The sequence below is a fragment of the Pseudomonas sp. Teo4 genome, from assembly GCF_034387475.1.
GTDB lineage: Bacteria > Pseudomonadota > Gammaproteobacteria > Pseudomonadales > Pseudomonadaceae > Aquipseudomonas.
Genome location: NZ_JAXCIL010000001.1, coordinates 539456 through 556804, shown reverse-complemented (window position 1 = coordinate 556804; position 17349 = coordinate 539456). Strand labels below are relative to the sequence as shown.

General features: G+C 63.7%; 16 protein-coding genes and 1 tRNA gene. 6 read left to right on the top strand and 11 right to left on the bottom strand.

Translation table 11 applies throughout. The features are described from left to right. Positions 1-2: 2 nt before the first annotated feature. Genes PspTeo4_RS02780 through PspTeo4_RS02770 form a run of 3 tightly spaced genes read right to left on the bottom strand, consistent with a single transcriptional unit; the run spans position 3 to position 1649 of the window. Complete coding sequence (locus PspTeo4_RS02780) at positions 3-536, bottom strand: spore coat U domain-containing protein (protein WP_322362189.1); 534 nt, start codon at positions 534-536, stop codon at positions 3-5. Positions 537-554: 18 nt separating this feature from the next. After that, entirely contained in the window at positions 555-1091 is a 537-nt protein-coding gene (locus tag PspTeo4_RS02775) for a spore coat U domain-containing protein (protein WP_322362188.1), read from the bottom strand. A 30-nt stretch (positions 1092-1121) separates the two neighbouring features. Next, entirely contained in the window at positions 1122-1649 is a 528-nt protein-coding gene (locus tag PspTeo4_RS02770; RefSeq protein ID WP_322362187.1) for a spore coat U domain-containing protein, read from the bottom strand. A 279-nt stretch (positions 1650-1928) separates the two neighbouring features. On the opposite strand from PspTeo4_RS02770, the gene PspTeo4_RS02765 reads away from it, so the two are divergent. The 3 genes from PspTeo4_RS02765 to PspTeo4_RS02755 are packed head-to-tail and all read left to right on the top strand — an operon-like array spanning position 1929 to position 7057. Further along, positions 1929-4187, top strand: coding sequence for an ATP-binding protein (locus tag PspTeo4_RS02765; RefSeq protein ID WP_322362186.1), 2259 nt, complete (start codon positions 1929-1931; stop codon positions 4185-4187). Between the two features lie 7 nt (positions 4188-4194). Then, positions 4195-4656, top strand: a complete 462-nt coding sequence (locus PspTeo4_RS02760) for a response regulator (RefSeq protein WP_322362185.1) — start codon at positions 4195-4197, stop codon at positions 4654-4656. Between the two features lie 13 nt (positions 4657-4669). Further along, positions 4670-7057, top strand: coding sequence for a response regulator (locus tag PspTeo4_RS02755; RefSeq protein WP_322362184.1), 2388 nt, complete (start codon positions 4670-4672; stop codon positions 7055-7057). 74 nt (positions 7058-7131) lie between these two features. Here PspTeo4_RS02755 and PspTeo4_RS02750 read toward each other — a convergent pair. Both PspTeo4_RS02750 and PspTeo4_RS02745 read right to left on the bottom strand, forming a co-directional pair. Next, positions 7132-7206: transfer RNA gene (locus PspTeo4_RS02750), tRNA-Gln, on the bottom strand. Between the two features lie 169 nt (positions 7207-7375). Further along, positions 7376-7801 (bottom strand): DUF1810 domain-containing protein, encoded by a 426-nt coding sequence (locus tag PspTeo4_RS02745; RefSeq protein ID WP_322364788.1) that lies wholly within the window; start codon positions 7799-7801, stop codon positions 7376-7378. 151 nt (positions 7802-7952) lie between these two features. On the opposite strand from PspTeo4_RS02745, the gene zapE reads away from it, so the two are divergent. Next, on the top strand, positions 7953-9038 hold the full coding sequence (zapE, locus tag PspTeo4_RS02740; RefSeq protein WP_322362183.1) for a cell division protein ZapE: 1086 nt from the start codon (positions 7953-7955) through the stop codon (positions 9036-9038). Positions 9039-9132: 94 nt separating this feature from the next. Here the strand turns inward: zapE and PspTeo4_RS02735 are convergent, their stop codons facing one another. Then, positions 9133-11022 (bottom strand): propionyl-CoA synthetase, encoded by a 1890-nt coding sequence (locus tag PspTeo4_RS02735; RefSeq protein ID WP_322362182.1) that lies wholly within the window; start codon positions 11020-11022, stop codon positions 9133-9135. Between the two features lie 180 nt (positions 11023-11202). On the opposite strand from PspTeo4_RS02735, the gene PspTeo4_RS02730 reads away from it, so the two are divergent. Continuing rightward, positions 11203-12069: a LysR family transcriptional regulator gene (locus PspTeo4_RS02730; RefSeq protein ID WP_322362181.1), complete on the top strand. Its 867-nt coding sequence runs from the start codon at positions 11203-11205 to the stop codon at positions 12067-12069. On the opposite strand, the gene PspTeo4_RS02725 is transcribed toward PspTeo4_RS02730, so the two are convergent. The 5 genes from PspTeo4_RS02725 to PspTeo4_RS02705 form a co-directional block, all read right to left on the bottom strand. Continuing rightward, positions 12043-13188, bottom strand: coding sequence for an HPP family protein (locus PspTeo4_RS02725; protein ID WP_322362180.1), 1146 nt, complete (start codon positions 13186-13188; stop codon positions 12043-12045). The two genes, PspTeo4_RS02730 and PspTeo4_RS02725, sit on opposite strands and share 27 nt — an antisense overlap. Positions 13189-13412: 224 nt before the next feature. Then, entirely contained in the window at positions 13413-14732 is a 1320-nt protein-coding gene (locus PspTeo4_RS02720) for a sensor histidine kinase (RefSeq protein WP_322362179.1), read from the bottom strand. Continuing rightward, complete coding sequence (locus PspTeo4_RS02715; protein ID WP_322362178.1) at positions 14729-15397, bottom strand: response regulator transcription factor; 669 nt, start codon at positions 15395-15397, stop codon at positions 14729-14731. Before PspTeo4_RS02715 ends, PspTeo4_RS02720 begins: the two co-directional genes overlap by 4 nt. Next, on the bottom strand, positions 15398-15712 hold the full coding sequence (locus PspTeo4_RS02710; protein WP_322362177.1) for a PepSY domain-containing protein: 315 nt from the start codon (positions 15710-15712) through the stop codon (positions 15398-15400). Further along, the gene (locus PspTeo4_RS02705; protein WP_322362176.1) at positions 15712-16020 is read right to left on the bottom strand and encodes a PepSY domain-containing protein; all 309 of its coding nucleotides are present in this window, start codon (positions 16018-16020) and stop codon (positions 15712-15714) included. Before PspTeo4_RS02705 ends, PspTeo4_RS02710 begins: the two co-directional genes overlap by 1 nt. Positions 16021-16215: 195 nt before the next feature. Between PspTeo4_RS02705 and PspTeo4_RS02700 the strand changes: the two genes are divergently transcribed. Then, positions 16216-17295: a patatin-like phospholipase family protein gene (locus tag PspTeo4_RS02700; RefSeq protein WP_322362175.1), complete on the top strand. Its 1080-nt coding sequence runs from the start codon at positions 16216-16218 to the stop codon at positions 17293-17295. Positions 17296-17349 lie beyond the last annotated feature (54 nt).

The window sequence follows — 17349 nt, the reverse complement described above, 5'->3', positions numbered from 1 at the left end:
GCTCAGAACGACAGCTCGACTGCCACGGTGTCGGTGTATGTCCCAGCCGGCAAGCCGGTCTTGCCGCGCGCCTGACCATACAGGTTGACCGTCTGGGCCACACCGGTGCTGGTCGGCAGGCTGATGGTGCCGTCGATGGCCAGCACCTGTGTGTGCCCGGCGTCGGTATAGAAGTCGTAGGGCACGAAATTGCCGCTGCCGTCGGCCAGGGCACGGGTGCCGCCACTGGAAAGGCCGTCATGGGCACCCGCGCGTACCTTGACGATCGGCACGGTACCGGCCGAGCAGAGAATGCTCATGGCCCCGCCTCCACCACCGAGCACCTGCCCATTGGCGGAGGTGAACAGGGTATCCTGCGTGCCGAAGTTGAGCGTGCCGAAGTTCAACCCCGTGGTCGCCCCACTGCCATTGACCTGGCAGGCGGCGGTCAGAATCAGAGTCGAGCTGATGGTGCCAGTCACCGTAACGGCCTGGGCCTGGGCCGCCAGGGCCAAGCCGAGGCCAGCGAAAATGCAGTGGGCGATAGTCGTGCGCATCGGAGTCTCCTTGCGTGCTTACCAGTCCAGGGTCACTCTCAGGGTGTCGCGATACAGCCCGGCAGGCAGCGCACGTGATTGCGCCACCACTACGCCGTAGATGGGGATGGGTACTTGTCGGGTGCTGCTGACGATGAATGCATGCGCCTGGCCGATGCCGTAATGGCTGTTACCGCCAGGGTCGAGCGCCAGTTGATAGGCGATGGTCTGGCGGCCATTACTCAGCCTGCGAACACCGTCGCTACCATTGAGGCCACCATTGATACGAACATTGAAGGCCCGGACCTCGGGCGTGCAGCTGATCTGCAGACCACCTTCGCCGGCCACCTTGTCAACCTGGCTACGCAACGGCTGATCCCAGTTCGGGCCACGTGCCCCGAAGTCCATCACACCCGGGTTGGCCAGACTGGCGGGCTGCTCGCTGCCGCTGCTGATCTGGCACGCGGCGCTGATGACCAGACGCGCCTGGATGAACCCGGTAGTGGTGCCATGGGCGATGCCACTGGGCAACAGCAGCTGACCCAGGCTCAGCAACAGAATCGAGGTACGGTTCATGGCATCGCGTCCTTGTGCATGGCGGGCTTCCTACCAAGTCACTGTGACTTTGAGCATGTCGGCATACAGCCCCGCCCGCGGCACCCAGGCCAGGCTGTCGATGCGGGCGTAGAGGGGCAACTCCACCGAGCCGCTGTCAGGCACCCGCGCCGAGTGCGGCACCCCGGCCTCCACCGGCTCGCGCCAGGCTGCGTCGCTGTACAGACGATAAGGAATGGGACGGGCTTTGCCGTCCTTGCTGGCCAGGAACCGCAACTCGCCGACACCGCCGTGCTGGCCACCGTCGACACGCACCTGGTACGGCGTGTCCGGGTTGCATTCCAGGCGCGGTGGCCGCCGGCTGATCAGCACGCCGCTCAGCGGCGCACCAGGGCCGTCCAGGCGTGCGGTAGCCCCCAGGTCGATCCGCCCCAGGGCCTGCGCACCGGCGTCGCGCTGCTGGTTGACCAGCATGCACCCGCGCTCTACCTGAACCCGCACTTCCACAAGGAAGTCTGTCGCCACGGCACTGGCGCTCAACAACAGGCCCAACAGCGCGGCCAGAAAGCGTTCCGTCACCCTATTATCCTTGTCGTTATGTGCTGAGTTTCAGCGTAGCAGCGGAATGCAATCGCCGTGATGGCCTGGCGCCACTCTTTTGTATTAATTCTGCCGAACCGGGATTTGCCAGGGGAGGCAAGAAAATTTGCCCACACGCCGAACCCACGGCGCATCCGTTGCCTCCAATGGCCATAGGCCGGTAAAACGGCCTACATTCTGTTACGGTGCCTATCAACCAACAGCCTGTATCAGACGCATGCACGATGCATGGACGGACATGACAGGAGCGTTTCTTAGATGACTGCAGACAATGCGCTTGCCCAAGCCCTCGAGCGATGCGCCCAGGAGCCGATCCAGGTGCCGGGCAGCATCCAGCCCCACGGGTTTCTGCTGGTACTGGACGAGCACGACCTGCGCATCCTTCAGGCCAGCGACAACCTCGAGCGCTGGCTGGGCGTGCCGGCCAAGGAGCTGGTGGGCAGTGCATTCGCCGATCTGGTAAGTGGCCCCTTCGACCTGCGCGGGCAGCTCGAGCGGCTCCCTGCGGAGGAAGTGTTCCCCTTCCACATCGGCGATGTGTGCCTGCGACCAGGCTCACCCTGTGGGGATACCCTGCGCTTGCTGGTCCATCGCCATGATCAGGTTCTGATCGCCGAGTTCGAGCCCATGCGCACCCCGACAGGCCTCGAAGCCCATGGCGACTACTATCCGCTGGTGCGTGGTTTCGTCGGTAGCCTGCACACTGCTGGCAGCCTGCAGGAGTTGCTGCAACAGTCGGTGGAGCAGATCAAGCGCATCACCGGTTTTGGCCGGGTCAAGGCCTACCGTTTCGATGAAGAGGGCAATGGCCAGGTGCTGGCCGAGGTGGCGGATGACGGCTATCCGCGCTATCTGGGCCTGTGCTTTCCGGCCTCGGATATTCCGCGCCAGGCCCGCGAGCTGTACCGGGTCAACCGCATTCGGGTGATCGAGGACGCCAATTACCGACCGGCAAACCTGGTGCCAACCGCCAACCCTCGCACCGGCAAGGCCCTGGACATGAGTTTCGCCACGCTGCGCAGCGTCTCGCCGGTGCACCTGCAATACATGCGCAACATGGGCACCCTGGCCTCCATGTCACTGTCGATCGTGGTGGACGGGCAGCTGTGGGGGCTGATTTCGTGTCACCACGCGCAGCCGCGCACCGTGGATCTGCGTACCCGCACCGCCTGCGAACTGCTGGCCAGCGTGTTGTCGCTGCAGATCGAATCGCGCGAGTCCCACGCCCGTACCCGCATGCTGCTCGACCTGCGCCAGCATATCGTACGGATGATTTCATCGATGGCCGACCATGACAGTGTCAGCGATGGCCTGCACCACCTGCCGCAGGTACTGCTGGACTTCGCCGGCGCCACCGGGGCCGCGGTCATCTCCGCCGAACGCTGCGAACTCATTGGCCAGACGCCACCGGCCGCGCAGGTCAATGCTCTGGTCCACTGGCTGTCGCGACGCGACGGCGAAGCGGTGTTCCACAGCGACAATCTGGGCCGCGACATCGACGAGCTTCCCGAACTGACTCGCCACGTGGCGGGTGTGCTGGCCGTGGCGATTTCACAAATACACTCGCACTACCTGCTGTGGTTCCGTCCCGAGCAGGTTCGTACCGTGCACTGGGCCGGACGCCCGGAAAAACACATCGGCCCACAGGGCAACCTCGACCCGCGGCACAGCTTCGAACGCTGGCAGGAGGACGTGCGCGGCTACTGCCAACCCTGGGACCCACTGATCATCGAAGGTGTCGTCGAGTTGCGCACCGCCGTGCTGGGCATCGTCCTGCGCAAGGCCGAAGAGCTGGCGCAACTGGCCAACGAGTTGCGTCGTTCCAACAAGGAACTCGAAGCATTTTCCTACAGCGTGTCCCACGACTTGAGGGCACCTCTGCGCCACATCGCCGGGTACACCGAGCTGCTTGGCGAAATCGAGGGCCAAGGCCTGAGCGAACGTGGCCGGCGCTTCCTGCAGCACATCGGCGAGGCCGCGCACTTCGCCGGCAGCCTGGTGGACAACCTGCTGAATTTCTCGCAGATGGGCCGCTCGGCCTTGCGCCTGTCGGATGTCGACCTCAATGCCCTGATCACCGCCATCCGTAGCGACCTGGCGCCGGATTACCAGGGCCGTGAAATCATCTGGAACATCGCCACGCTGCCGAAGGTGTATGCCGACCCCGCCTTCATCAACCTGGCCCTGCAGAACCTGATCGCTAACGCCATCAAGTACACGCGCGGGCGCGAGCCGGCTCGCATCGACATACACGCCCTCGAACACCCGAAAGAAATCGAGATCTGCGTGCGGGACAACGGCGTAGGCTTTGACATGGCCTATGCCAACAAGCTGTTCGGCGTGTTCCAACGCCTTCATCGCATGGAAGACTTCGAAGGCACCGGCATCGGCCTGGCGAGCGTGCGACGCATCATCGAGCGTCATGAAGGCCGGGTCTGGGCCGAGGGCCAGATTGACCAAGGCGCCGCCTTCCATTTCACTCTCCCCCGCGAACCCTCGACTGACGGAGGTACCTGAAACCATCATGCTCAAGCCTATCCTGCTGGTTGAAGACAACCCTCGTGACCTGGAGCTGACACTCCTGGCCCTGGAGCGTAGCCAGTTGGCCAACGAAGTCATCGTCCTGCGCGATGGCGCCGACGCCCTCGACTATCTGCTGCGCCGCAACGCCTATGCCGAGCGCGATGACGGCAACCCTGCCGTCCTGTTGCTGGACCTGAAGTTGCCCAAGGTCGATGGCCTGGAAGTGCTCAAGGAGGTTCGCGCAACCCCTGAACTGCGCAGCATCCCCACGGTGATGCTGACTTCTTCGCGGGAAGAGCCGGACCTGTTGCGGGCCTACGAGCTGGGGGTCAACGCCTACGTGGTCAAACCGGTGGAGTTCAAGGAGTTCGTTGCGGCGATTTCCGACCTTGGCGTGTTCTGGGCCGTACTCAACGAGCCACCACCCGGCTCACTGCGGCTGAATCGCCGTGGCAGCAACTGAGGCCTGCGCGAACATGCTGCCGACACCGCTCAAACTGCTGATGGTCGAAGACAGCTCGATGGACGCCGAGCTGACCCTGGTGCGCCTGGAGCGCAGCGGGCTGCAAGTGCAGTCGCAACTGGTCTTCAACCACGCCGGGGTCGAGCACGCCCTGCGTGAAAGTCACTATGACCTGATTCTCTGCGACTGCGTGCTGCCCGGCTCATCCGGCACCGAGGTGCTGGCCATCGCCCAGCGCCTGGCGCCGGACGTGCCGTTCATTTTCCTGTCTGGCATCTATGGCGAAGAGCACGCGGTGGAAATGATCCGCCTGGGCGCCACCGATTACGTTCTCAAGAAAAACCTGCCACTGCTGCCCAAGGCCGTACGCCGGGCTCTGACCGAGGTGCAGGAGCGCCAACGTCGGCGCCGCGCCGAGGAAGCGCTGGCCGATGTCGAGGCACGGGCGCGTATCGCCATCGACGCTGCAGGCATGGGCACCTGGGATTATCGCCCCCAGGAGGGCCTGTTGCTGTGGGATGACAGGTGCAAGACCCTGTTCGGCCTGCCCACCGACACCGAGATGAGCCTTGAGGTGTTCTACGCCGGCATCTACCCCGACGACCTGGCGCTGGTCCGCGACGCCGTGAACCAGGCCATGAGCCCGGACAGCGATGGCCATTACCGGGTCGAGTTCCGCATCGCGCAACCCCATGGCCTGGAGCCGCGCTGGTTGCTCAGCAGCGGCCAGAGCCAACTGGTCGAAGGCCGCTGCGTACGCTTCTCTGGCGTGCTGCAGGACATCCACACCCAGCGCATGGCCACACAGGCGTTGAAGCAACTCAACGAGATGCTCGGGGAGCGGGTCGAGCGCCGTACCCGCGAGCGCGACCGCGCCTGGGAGTTGTCACAAGACCTGCTGGCGGTGCTGAACAAAGACCTCACACCCGTCGCACTGAACCCGGCCTGGGAGGCCAGCCTGGGGTTCTCCCGCGAGCGCCTGAGCCAGACCTCGCTGCTGCACCTGCTTCCTGAAACCGATCAGGAAACCCTGCTCAATGAACTGGCCGCCCTGGCCCATGGCCGCACCAGCGCCCGTTTCGTCAGCCGCATCCAGCATGCCGGCGGCCAGCAGCGCTGGTTGTCGTGGGTGGTAGTGCCTGAAGACACCCTGCTCTATGTGGTGGCCCGTGACATCACCAGCGAGCGTGAATCCGCGCTGGGCCTGGCCGAAGCCAACACCCGCCTGCGCGAACAGATCACCGAACGCGAGCGCATCGAGGCCGCGCTGCAACAGATGCAGCGGCTGGAGGCGGTCGGTCAGCTCACGGCCGGGGTCGCCCATGACTTCAACAACCTGCTCACGGTGATCCTCACCGGCGCCACCTTCCTTGAGCGCGACCTGGACAAAGCCGACCTGAACAAAGCCCGCACGCGCCTGACGCACATCCGCGAAGCCGGTGAGCGCGGCGCCAAGCTCACCTCGCAGCTGCTGGCATTCTCTCGCCGCCAACGCCTGGAGCCGGTGCCACTGAACCTCAACCAGACACTGACCGGCCTGGAAGAACTGCTGCGCCGCACCCTGGGCGGCAATGTTTCGGTGCGCCTGGACCTGGACAACAACCTTTGGCAGGCGCTGACCGACCCGACCCAGACCGAGATGATCATCCTCAACCTGGCCATCAATGCCCGGGATGCCATGACCGATGGTGGCCAGCTGACGCTTTCTACCCGTAACACGCGCATCAAGGCACGTCCCCAGCGCCCGGAAGACCCTGAGCCTGGCGAATACGTGATGCTGAGTATCCGCGACACCGGGTGCGGCATGAGCGAGGAAGTATTGGCCAAAGTCTTCGAGCCCTTCTTCACCACCAAGGACATCGGCAAAGGTTCTGGCCTGGGCCTGGCCCAGGTGTTCGGCTTTGCCAAACAGTCCGGCGGCGGTGTGCGCATCGACACCGAACCAGGGCGCGGCACCCAGGTAGCGGTGTACCTGCCGGCCGTGAAACAGGAAGTCGAGGCCAGGCCCATCGTGGCAAGCATGGCGCAGTCGGTCAGCGAAAGCGGCAGGGACCGCACGGTGCTGCTGGTGGATGACGACCACCTGGTGCGTGACATGATGGGTGACGTGTTGCGCCAGTACGGTTACCAGGTACGTCAGGCACACAACGGCGAGCAGGCGCTGGCGCAACTGGACGAGGGCATCGACCTGTTGCTGACGGACTTTGCCATGCCGGAATTCAACGGCGCCCAACTGGCCCAGGCCGTGCGTGAACGCTTCCCACGCCTGCCAGTGGTTTTCCTGACCGGCTATGCCGAACTGCAAGGGTTGGACTTGCCGGGCAGCCTGGTGATCCAGAAGCCGGTGCAGGCGGAAGAACTGGCGCGGGTGCTGAAGGAGTTGCTTGGCATGCCAGGGTAGGCAAGATGCGCAGAAACGACAAAACCCAGCGCCGACTAACTCTGCACTGAGATGGGAAAAAATCTGCTAGGAAATGGCAGGGGCGGCTGGATTCGAACCAACGCATGGCAGGATCAAAACCTGCTGCCTTACCGCTTGGCGACGCCCCTGTATCGGATGTAGCGATTGCTACTCTGACAATTCCAACTTTTCGACAACTGGGTTGTTGTCTTGGAATGCGCGGCACTTTAACAACATTCTTTGCACCTGGGAAGCCCCCGATGCAAAAAAAATTGCAGTAAAACAGCGAGTTAGTGTTTCTAGGTGCTCGACCGCCCTCTAGCACCCGAGCAGATCAAGGGTGGCGGCATCCGGCTCACCACCATAAAACTGCAACAGTGCCTGATCGATCACGGCATCATGCGGGTCGACCTGGGCGAACAACGTCAGGCAGGAGCGAAGCTTGAGGTCGTCAGGCCGGCCAAGTATTTCCCTGGCGGTTTTATCGGTGTGGGGCATTAAAGCGTTGATGCACTGCAGCAGTCGAGGGCCAAGCAGCGGGTGACGCAAGTAAGCGCGCGCTTCGGCAATACCGGAAATCCCGTAGCGCTCGGCCATGGCGCTATGCCCGAGGCCATCGAGTTGCGGAAAGATGAACCACATCCAGTGACTGGTCTTGCGCCCGGCCGCCAGCTCGCCCAGCACTCGCTCGAATACGGGCTCCTGGATTTCTACGAAACGGGATAAAGCATGGATGTCGTCCATCACCTGACCTGCGTACAACAAGAACGATGCTTGAAGGCCTTGCACAACCATCGCCTGTCACGATGATTGCCTCCAGGTTTCTCTATTAGTCAAAATAGCCGACTTCCCGCAAGCTGCACCCTGCCCTGCCATTGCCCAAGGAGGCTTCGTCTTGTCCGCCTGGATCCCTTCCCCTTTGCGTCAGCTCGGCCAGCGCCTGCGCGCCGGCATGTCCAACGACAGCGAGTTGCTCGCCTGGTTCGAGGACAAGGCCGACGCCCGCGGCTACCAGCTCAGTGATGGCCAACGCCAGGTCATCCAGTGCATGGCCGAGCAACTGGCAAGGTTGGAGCAAGGCCAGCCACGCAGCCTTTACCTGCATGGCTCGGTGGGCCGTGGCAAAAGCTGGCTGCTGGATGGCTTCTTCCAGGCGGTGCCAGTGGAGGCCAAGCAGCGCCTGCACTTCCACGATTTCTTCGCCCGCCTGCACCAGGGCATGCACCGCCACCGGGCGCTGGACGACGCCCTGGGCGCGACGCTGGATGAACTGCTGGGTGATTGCCGAGTGCTGTGCTTCGACGAGTTCCATGTGCACGACATTGGCGATGCCATGCTGCTCACCCGGTTGTTCAGTGCCTTGTTCGAGCGCGGCATCTTCCTGCTGGTAACGTCCAACTATGCGCCCGAGGGCCTGCTGCCAAACCCGCTGTACCACGAACGCTTCCTGCCGGTGATCCGCCTGATCAATAGCCGCATGCAGGTGCTGGAAGTCGGCGGCGACACCGATTTTCGCAGCCTGCCGGCCAACCGCGCGCATCAACGCTTCACCCAGGGCAGCTATGTGTGGCCTGGAAATGACGACCAGCGCCGAAAGCTGAACGTGCCTGAACTGCAACCGGTCGTTTTAGAGGTCAACAAACGCCCCTTGCGGGCCTTGGCCAGCAATGAGCGGCAAGTGATGTTTGCGTTCGAGGCTTTGTGCGAACAGGCCACGGCAGTGATCGATTACCTGGCGCTGGCTGGTCAGTACGATGAGTGGATCATCGATCAGCTGGATGACTTGTCGGAGTGTTCACTGGCGGCGCAGCAACGCTTCGTCAACCTGGTGGACGTGCTTTACGATCAGGACAAACAACTGACGGTGATCGGCCAGCGGGCACTGGCCGACAGCCTGGGCGGGCCTCTTGCCGACCTGATGCGCACCCGTAGCCGGCTGGGGCAACTGCATCAGGTCGGGCCATTGGACCAGGTTGGCTGAAAGGGCCTCATCGCCGGCAAGCCGGCTCCTACAATTTCGGCGGTGATCTTGTGGGAGCCGGCTTGCCGGCGATGAGGCCAGCACGGGGAATACTTCAACCCGCCCGAGGCAAATCCGCCAGCACCGCCTCGATCTCCCCAAGCACCGCTGGGTCATCCAGGGTCGAAGGCGGCATGTAGTCCTGCCCATCGGCGATCTTGCGCAACACCGCCCGCAGAATTTTCCCCGAACGCGTCTTGGGCAGGCGCTTGACCAGTCGCACCCGGTTGAAGCACGCCAGTGCGCCAATCTCTTCACGCACACTGCCGACCAGCTCGACCAGCAGCTGCGACTCGGTAATGCCCTCTCCATCCTTGAGCACCACCAGCGCCAGCGGCACCTGGCCCTTGATCTCGTCATGCACGCCGATCACCGCACATTCGGCCACCGCCGGGTGCCGTGCCACCAGGTCTTCCATTTCGCCCGTGGACAGGCGATGCCCGGAGACGTTTATCACGTCATCGGTGCGTCCCATGATGTAGACGAAGCCGTCATCGTCCAGGTAGCCGCCATCGCCGGTGTGGTAATAGCCTGGGTAAGTTTGCAGGTAGGCCTGCAGGTAGCGGTCATGATCGCCCCACAGCGTCTGGCTGCAGCCTGGCGGCAGCGGCAATGCGATAACGATCGAACCCTGGTGATTCGGGCCAAGCAGATTCCCGTCGTCGTCCAGCACCCGCACGTTGTAGCCGGGCACTGCTCGGTTGCTGGAACCCGGCCTCGCCGCGCTGCCTTCCAGGCCCACGCAAGGTGCGGTGACCGGCCAGCCGGTCTCGGTCTGCCACCAGTGGTCGTGCACCGGTTTGCCGCTGACCCGCTCCAGCCACTCGTGGGTACTGGAGTCGAGTTTCTCACCCGCCAGGAACAGTTGGCGCAGCGAGCTCAAATCATGCCGACGAATCAGCTCGCCTTCCGGGTCTTCCTTGCGGATCGCACGCATGGCCGTCGGCGCGCAGAACAGGGCGTTGACCTTGTATTGCTCCACCACGCGCCAGTAGGCAGAAGCGTCCGGGGTGCGAATCGGCTTGCCTTCGTAGAACACCGTGGTGCAGCCGCTCATCAGCGGGCCGTAGACGATCAGTGAATGGCCCACCACCCAGCCCACGTCGGATATGCCCCACCACACATCCCCCGCCTGCATGCCGTAGATGTGGCGCATGGCGTAGCACAGAGCGACCGCATTACCGCCATTCTCGCGCACGATGCCCTTGGGTTTTCCCGTGGTGCCCGAGGTGTACATGATGTAAAGCGGGTCGCCAGCCTCCAGCTCCACCGGGGCCACAGGCTCGGCGCCAGCGAGGGCCTGGTTCCAGTCCAGGTCGCGCCCGGCTTGCAGTTCGGCACGTGCCTGCGGACGTTGCAGCACCAACACCTGCTTGGGCTGATGCTTGGCCAACTGCAAGGCACGATCGACCAGCGGCTTGTATTCGATCACCCGATCGAATTCCAACCCGCACGAGGCCGTGAGCAGTAACGTCGGCCGGGCATCGTCGATTCGCAGGGCCAACTCGTTCGCAGCAAAACCACCAAACACCACCGAATGCACCGCGCCAATACGGGCACAGGCCAGCATGGCCATCGCTGCCTGGGGCACCATGGGCATGTAGATGATCACACCATCACCTTTGCCGACGCCGAGCTGTCGCAGCAGACCAGCCAGACGAGCCACCTCGTCGCGCAACTGGTTGTAGGTGAACGCTTGCTGCACGCCGGTGACCGGCGAGTCGTAGATCAGCGCCAGCTGCTCGCCACGGCCTTGCTCGATCTGGTGGTCAAGGGCCAGGTAGCAACTGTTCAAGCGACCGTCGGCGAACCAGCGGTGGGTGCCGTCGGGGTTCTCCTGCAGGGTCAGGGAAGGCTTGCGGTGCCAGGCCAGCAGTTCGGCCTGTTCGGCCCAGAAGGCAGCAGGGTCTGAAATGGAATGGGCGTAACTGTGCTGATAGGTCATAGCGAAGGAAACCCGGTACTTGTTGTTATTGAAGGGCGAATACTGAGTATGGACTTCCACACCGGGGCTGCCATGGGACTAAAGTCACAACCGACCTGCAAATTTGCAGACAACGCAAATGCGCCCCATAACGGTGCAAAGTCTCTAGAATAGGCCGCCCCTTCCGCCACCGAGCAGCCCATGGACATCGATCAGGCCCGAACCTTTCTGGAAATCGTGCGTTGCGGCAGCCTGGTCGCCGCTGCTGAACGCCTGTTCGTGTCGCAGACGGCCATCACCGCGCGGGTGCAACGCCTGGAGCAACAGTTGGGCTGCCAGCTGTTCGTGCGCAGCCGCAGTGGCGCCAGCCTCACCAGCGACGGTGAAGCCTTCGTCAGCTACGCCAACCAGCTGGTGCAGACCTGGGAGGCGGCCCGGCGCGACCTGCCGCTGCCCGAAGGCTGCCAGCAGGTGCTGCATATCGGTGGCGAGGTGAGCCTGGGCAACCCGATGCTGCTCGACTGGGTCAGCGCTCTGCACCGGGAACTGCCCAGCCATGCCATTCACAGCGAGGTCAGCGACGGCGAGTCGCTGCTGCGCAAGGTGGAAATGGGCCTGCTCGACGCCGTGCTGGTGTACCAGCCGACCTACGGCCCCGGGCTGCAGGTGGAGCAATTGATGGAGGAAAAGCTGATTCGCGTGCGCCGGGTCGATCGGCCAGACCCTTACATCTACATCGACTGGGGCGAAGCCTTCCGTCGTCAGCACGACGCTGCCCTGCCCGACTGCGCGCGCCCGGCCCTGAGCTTCAACCTTGGGCCGCTGGCCCTGCAGTTCATCCTCGACCAGGGCGGCAGCGGCTACTTCCGTACCCGCGTGGTCCAGGCCTACCTGGACAGCGGGGTGTTCGAGCGGGTGCCGCAGGCGCCGGAATTCACCTACCCCACGTTCCTGGTGTATCCGCGCAAACGTGACAGCGAGGCCCTGCAGCAATCCTTCGCGATCCTGCGTCGGCTGGTGGCAGCCGGCGCCAGCGATTGGTCACAACGCTGGGACCCGCTGATCTGAGCCGCTGAGCATCTGGCGCTTGAGGCCGGCAATCAGGTCGGTCTGGGTGACGACACCGACCAGGCGCTCACCCTCGAGCACCGGCAGGCAATGCAGCCCTTGTTCACACAGCAGCGGCAGCAGGCGTTCCAGCGGGTGTTGAGCGCTGACGCTGACCACGCGCCGGCTCATGACCTGAGCCAGACGCACGGTCTTGCGAGCGAACAACCCACGCCAACTGAACCGCCCACGTTGCATGGCCGCTCCCACCAGGTCACTAAGGCTGACAATGCCGACCAGCTTGCCCTGCTGCAGCACGGGCAAGGTCTTCAGGTGGTGGCCGGCCAACATGGCCCAGGCCTGATCCAGCGTGGTGTCCGGCGTCGCGAACTGCACGTCGCGGGACATCACCGAAGCCGCCGTGATGCCGCCGAGGCTACGCTGCAGGGCGTGCTGTTCGGTGGCGAGGATGATGCGCTCCAGTTCGTCGCGGGTGACATCGACGAATTCGCCCAGCTCTTCCAGTGCCTGGTCCAGATCGTCGCTGCTGATGCCGACGCGCTGACTGGGCAGCGGATCGTGGGTGTGGTGCGGTTCCTTGCGCGGTGCCGCGCCCTTGGGGTAACGCACGCCGGTCATGCGGTTATAGACCACCGCTACCGCCACCAGAATCAGGGCATTGAGCAGCACCGGCTCAAGCAGGTGATCCCCCAGCGCGGTCAAGCCCGCGTCAGCCAGCACCGCACTCACCGCCACGCCGCCACCCGGCGGGTGCAGGCAGCGCAGCAGGCACATCAGCACCAGCGACAGGCCCAAGGCGACGGCCGCCACCCACAACTCGGCGCCGAACCCCTGACGCATGGCCAGGCCCACGACACCGGCCAAGGCGTAGCTGCCCAATACCGGCCAGGGTTGGGCCAAAGGCCCGGAGTGCACGGCGAACATCAACACCGCCGAGGCGGCCAAAGGGCCGAGCAGGTGCAAGGCGATGCCGGGGCCGTACGCCAGGCTGGTCAACCAACCGGCGAGAAACAGGCCCAGCAGCGCACCCACGGCGGCGCGCAGCCATTCTCTGGGTGGGATATTCAAAGGGGCAGGCAACAGCCTGCGCAGACGGCTTTCAGAAGGCGAGGCAGACATTCAGGTAATCGGGGTCGTGTTTTTCTGGTTAAAAAGAAAGCCCAGCCGCAAAGGCCTGGGCCCTAGGGGCTCCGTCCTTGGAGAGATGGAAACCGCAAGGTTTCGTGAGGGAATTGTGCAGGGATGCGCAGGGGTTGGGCCAATTCAAAAAAATGCGGCTGTACTGCAATTTTTTTGCAGTGGTGATCTGGCCCCAGAGAACTTAACTAAACAGCGTTACGGCCTTACCGGCCCTTGCGTGGCAGCTCGATACTTACCCGCAACCCGCCCAAAGGGCTTTCCAGCAACACCAACTGCCCGCCCCACGCTTCGACGATGTCACGCACGATCCCCAGACCCAGGCCGTGTCCATCAACCTGCTCGTCCAGCCGCGAACCCCGTTCCAACACCTGCTGACGCTGTGCCTCGGGAATCCCCGGGCCATCGTCGTCGACGTAGATCCGATACCCCTCGGGGGTCGGCGCGATCGACAGCCGGACCTCGCTGTCGGCCCATTTGCAGGCGTTGTCCAGCAGGTTGCCCAACAGTTCCAGCAGGTCCTCGCGGTCCCATGGCAACAGCAGGCCAGGCGGTGCCTCATGTTCAAGCAACAAGCCCTCGCCATGGATCATGCCCAGCGTAGCAAGCAAACCCGGCAGCTCGGCATCGCAGTCGAACTGAGCACCCGGCAGCGCATCCCCGGCCAGTCGCGCCCGGTTCAGCTCCCGGGCCAGGCGCTGCTGAATCTGCTCCAGCTGTTCACGCATTTGCGCGCGTACTTCGGGCAGGTCCTTGAGGCGCTCGCTGGACGCCAGGCTGAGCAACACCGCCAACGGTGTTTTCAAGGCATGCCCCAGGTTGCCCAGGGCGTTGCGCGAGCGGCGCAGGCTGTCTTCGGTGTGGCTGAGCAAGTGGTTGATCTGGTCCACCAGCGGTGCCAGCTCGGTGGGCACTTCGGCGTCCAGTTGCGTACGCTGGCCCTGTTGCAGCTGGGCGATCTGCTGACGCGCGCGCTCGAGCGGGCGCAACGACCGGGTGACGGTGACCCGTTGCAGCACCAGGATCAGCACCAGCGCCACCAGGCCCAGGCCCAGGCCGATCTGCTGCATGCGCCTGAAGCCCTCGCGCACCGGGGAATAGTCCTGCGCCACGCTGATGGAGACGTCTTGGCCAAGGCGCCGGTAGTCTGCACGTAATGCCAACAGCTGCTGGCCTTCCGGCCCTAGTTCATGACTGTCCGACAGGCCCGGCGCGGCAGGCTTGGGCATGTCCAGGTCCCACAGCGAGCGCGAGCGCCAGGTGCCCTGGTCGAAGTCGATGCGAAAGTAGTAGCCGGAAAACGGCCGTTGGTAGGCCGCTGAAATACGCCGCTCATCCAGTTGCAGGCCGGAGGGGCCGCGCACCATCGCCACCAGCAGGTTCTCGCTTTCCTTGCGCAGGCCCGCTTCCAGGTAGCGCTGCAGCCCCACCTCGAACAGCCACAACGTCAGCTGGGCAAGCGCCACGCCCACCACCACCAGCACCGCCACAAGGCCCAGGCTCAGACGCGCCTGAATCGACTTCACTCGGCACTCCCGGCGTACAGGTAGCCTTGGCCGCGGCGGGTCTCGATCACGCTGCGACCCAACTTGCGCCGCAGGTGGTTGACGTGCACTTCCAGCACGTTGGAGTCACGCTCGGTCTCACCGTCATACAGGTGCTCGGCCAAATGGCTTTTGGACAGGATCTGCCGTGGGTGCAGCATGAAGTAGCGCAACAGGCGAAACTCGGCTGCGGTCAGCTGGATATCCACACCCTCGCGCTGCACGCATTGGCGGCTTTCATCCAGGTGCAGACCGGCCGCTTCGAGGGTGGGCTGGTTAGCCAGGCCACGGGCACGACGCAGCAGCGCCTGGATGCGCAGTTGCAACTCTTCGGGGTGAAACGGCTTGCTCAAGTAGTCGTCTGCCCCGGCCTTCAGGCCCTCGATACGCTCTGCCCAGGAACCACGGGCGGTCAGAATCAGCACCGGGGTCACCAGGCCACCGGCGCGCCATTGCCCCAGCACTTCAAGGCCTGGCAACCCGGGCAAGCCAAGGTCGAGAATGATCAGGTCGTAGGGCTCGCTCTGGCCCTGGTACACCGCGTCACGGCCATCGGCGAGCCAGTCCACGGCATAGCCCTGGCGTTGCAGGCCGGCGATCAGTTCGTCGGCCAGCGGTACGTTGTCCTCGACAAGCAACAGGCGCATTCAGTCGTCTTCCTCGTCTTTGAGCAGGGCACCGGAGCTGGCATCGAGCTTGATTTCGCGAACCACACCTTCGGCGGTCAGCAGCTCGACCTCATATTCATAGCGGTCATCGTCCTCTTCCAGCTCGGCCTCCAGCAAGCGCGCCCCGGGGTAACGCCCCAGGGCGGTCTCGAGCAGGCGTTCGAGTGGCAGGATGATGCCTTTCTGGCGTAGCTCCAGTGCTTCATCCTGGTCCAGGTCACGGGCAACGGCCAGGGAACAGACGGCCAGCAGCGAAAGCGCCAGGTAACGCGCCGGCCGGGGTAACGCGATCATCAGTTGTCCCGCTCGTCCTTCAGCACTTCACCGGTCTTGGCGTCCAGGTCGACGTCCCATTCGACGTTCTGTGCATCGCGCAGTTCGACCTTGTAGATGTAACGGCCGTATTCGTCTTCGAGTTCGGAATCGGTCACAGTTGCGCCAGGGTGCTTGGCGACGGCGGCGGCCTTTAGTTCATCCAGCGATTTGATGGTCTTGGCGTTCACCAGTTTGACCACTTCGTCCGGCTGGACGTCCTTGGCGAAGGCGGCATTGGCGCCCAGGGCAAGGGCGGCGGCGGTGAACAGGGCAGTCAAGGTTTTCATCGTTTCTCTCCTGGGAGATGTTCAAGTTGTCTACGGGGTTAAGATTACCCAGCGGTCCTTAATTCAACCTGAAAACAGCTGGCGCCATGATAGCGCAGCTTGCAGCTCCAGCGCGGCCCTTGTGGGAGCCGGCTTGCCGGCGATCTGGCCTTGAGTGTCTCTATACTGTCTCGCATGACACCGACGAGAACTTCCATGAGCGCCATCCACATCAAGTACCCTGCCCTGACCTTCAAGGCTGGCCAACGAGCCCTGAAGCAGATTCGCGAACGCGGTTTGCAGGCAGCCGATATCGGCGTACTGCCTGGTGCGGCAGGTGGCCCGAAACCCTTGGGCATCCAAGGTCTGGACCTGGCGCTGTTCGGCGAATGGCTGCCCTCGGCACCCCGTCAACGCGCATTGATTGGCGCCTCGATCGGTTCTTGGCGCTTTGCCAGTGCCTGCATCGACGACCCGGTCGCTGGCATTCGCCGGCTGGGCGAACTGTACACCGAGCAGGACTTCGCCAAGGGCGTTACCCCGGCTCAGATCAGCCAAAGCTGCCAGCGCATGCTCGATGACCTGCTGCAAGGCTGCGATGGCCAGATTCTCGCCAACGCGCACTACCGGCTGAATATCCTGGTGGTCAAAAGCCACGGCCAACTGGCCCACGACCACCGCGGTCGCCTGGGCATGGCCCTGTCCTCGGTCGTCGCCGACAACATTTTGGGTCGCTCGCGCCTGAGTCGGCATTTCGAGCGCATCATCCTGCACGATGACCGAGCTGCGCCGCCGCTCGACGAACTCACCGACTTCCCGTCGCGCTGCCTGCCGCTGGACCTGGCCAACCTGCGCCACGCCCTGCTCGCTTCCGGTTCGATTCCGATGGTGATGGAAGGCGTGCGCGACATCCCCGGTGCAGGCGCCGGCACCTACCGCGACGGCGGCCTGCTCGACTACCACCTCGACCTGCCCTACCGCGGCGACGACCTGGTGCTCTACCCGCACTTCACCGACAAAGTGGTACCCGGCTGGTTCGACAAGGCCCTGCCCTGGCGCAAAGGCGATGCCACGCGCCTGCAGAACGTGCTGCTGATGACGCCCTCGCCGCAGTACCTGGCAGCCCTGCCCTACGGCAAGTTGCCGGACCGCAAAGACTTCAAGCGTTTCATGGGCGATGCGCCAAGCCGCAAGCGCTATTGGTACAAGGCCATTGCCGAAAGCCAGCGCCTGGGGGACGAGCTGCTGGAATTGATTGCCACCGGGCGGTTGCATGAACACCTGCAAGCCTTGTAGCGGCCATGCTGGTAGAATCGCCGCCAGTAATGATTCCTACAGAGTTCTGACAGC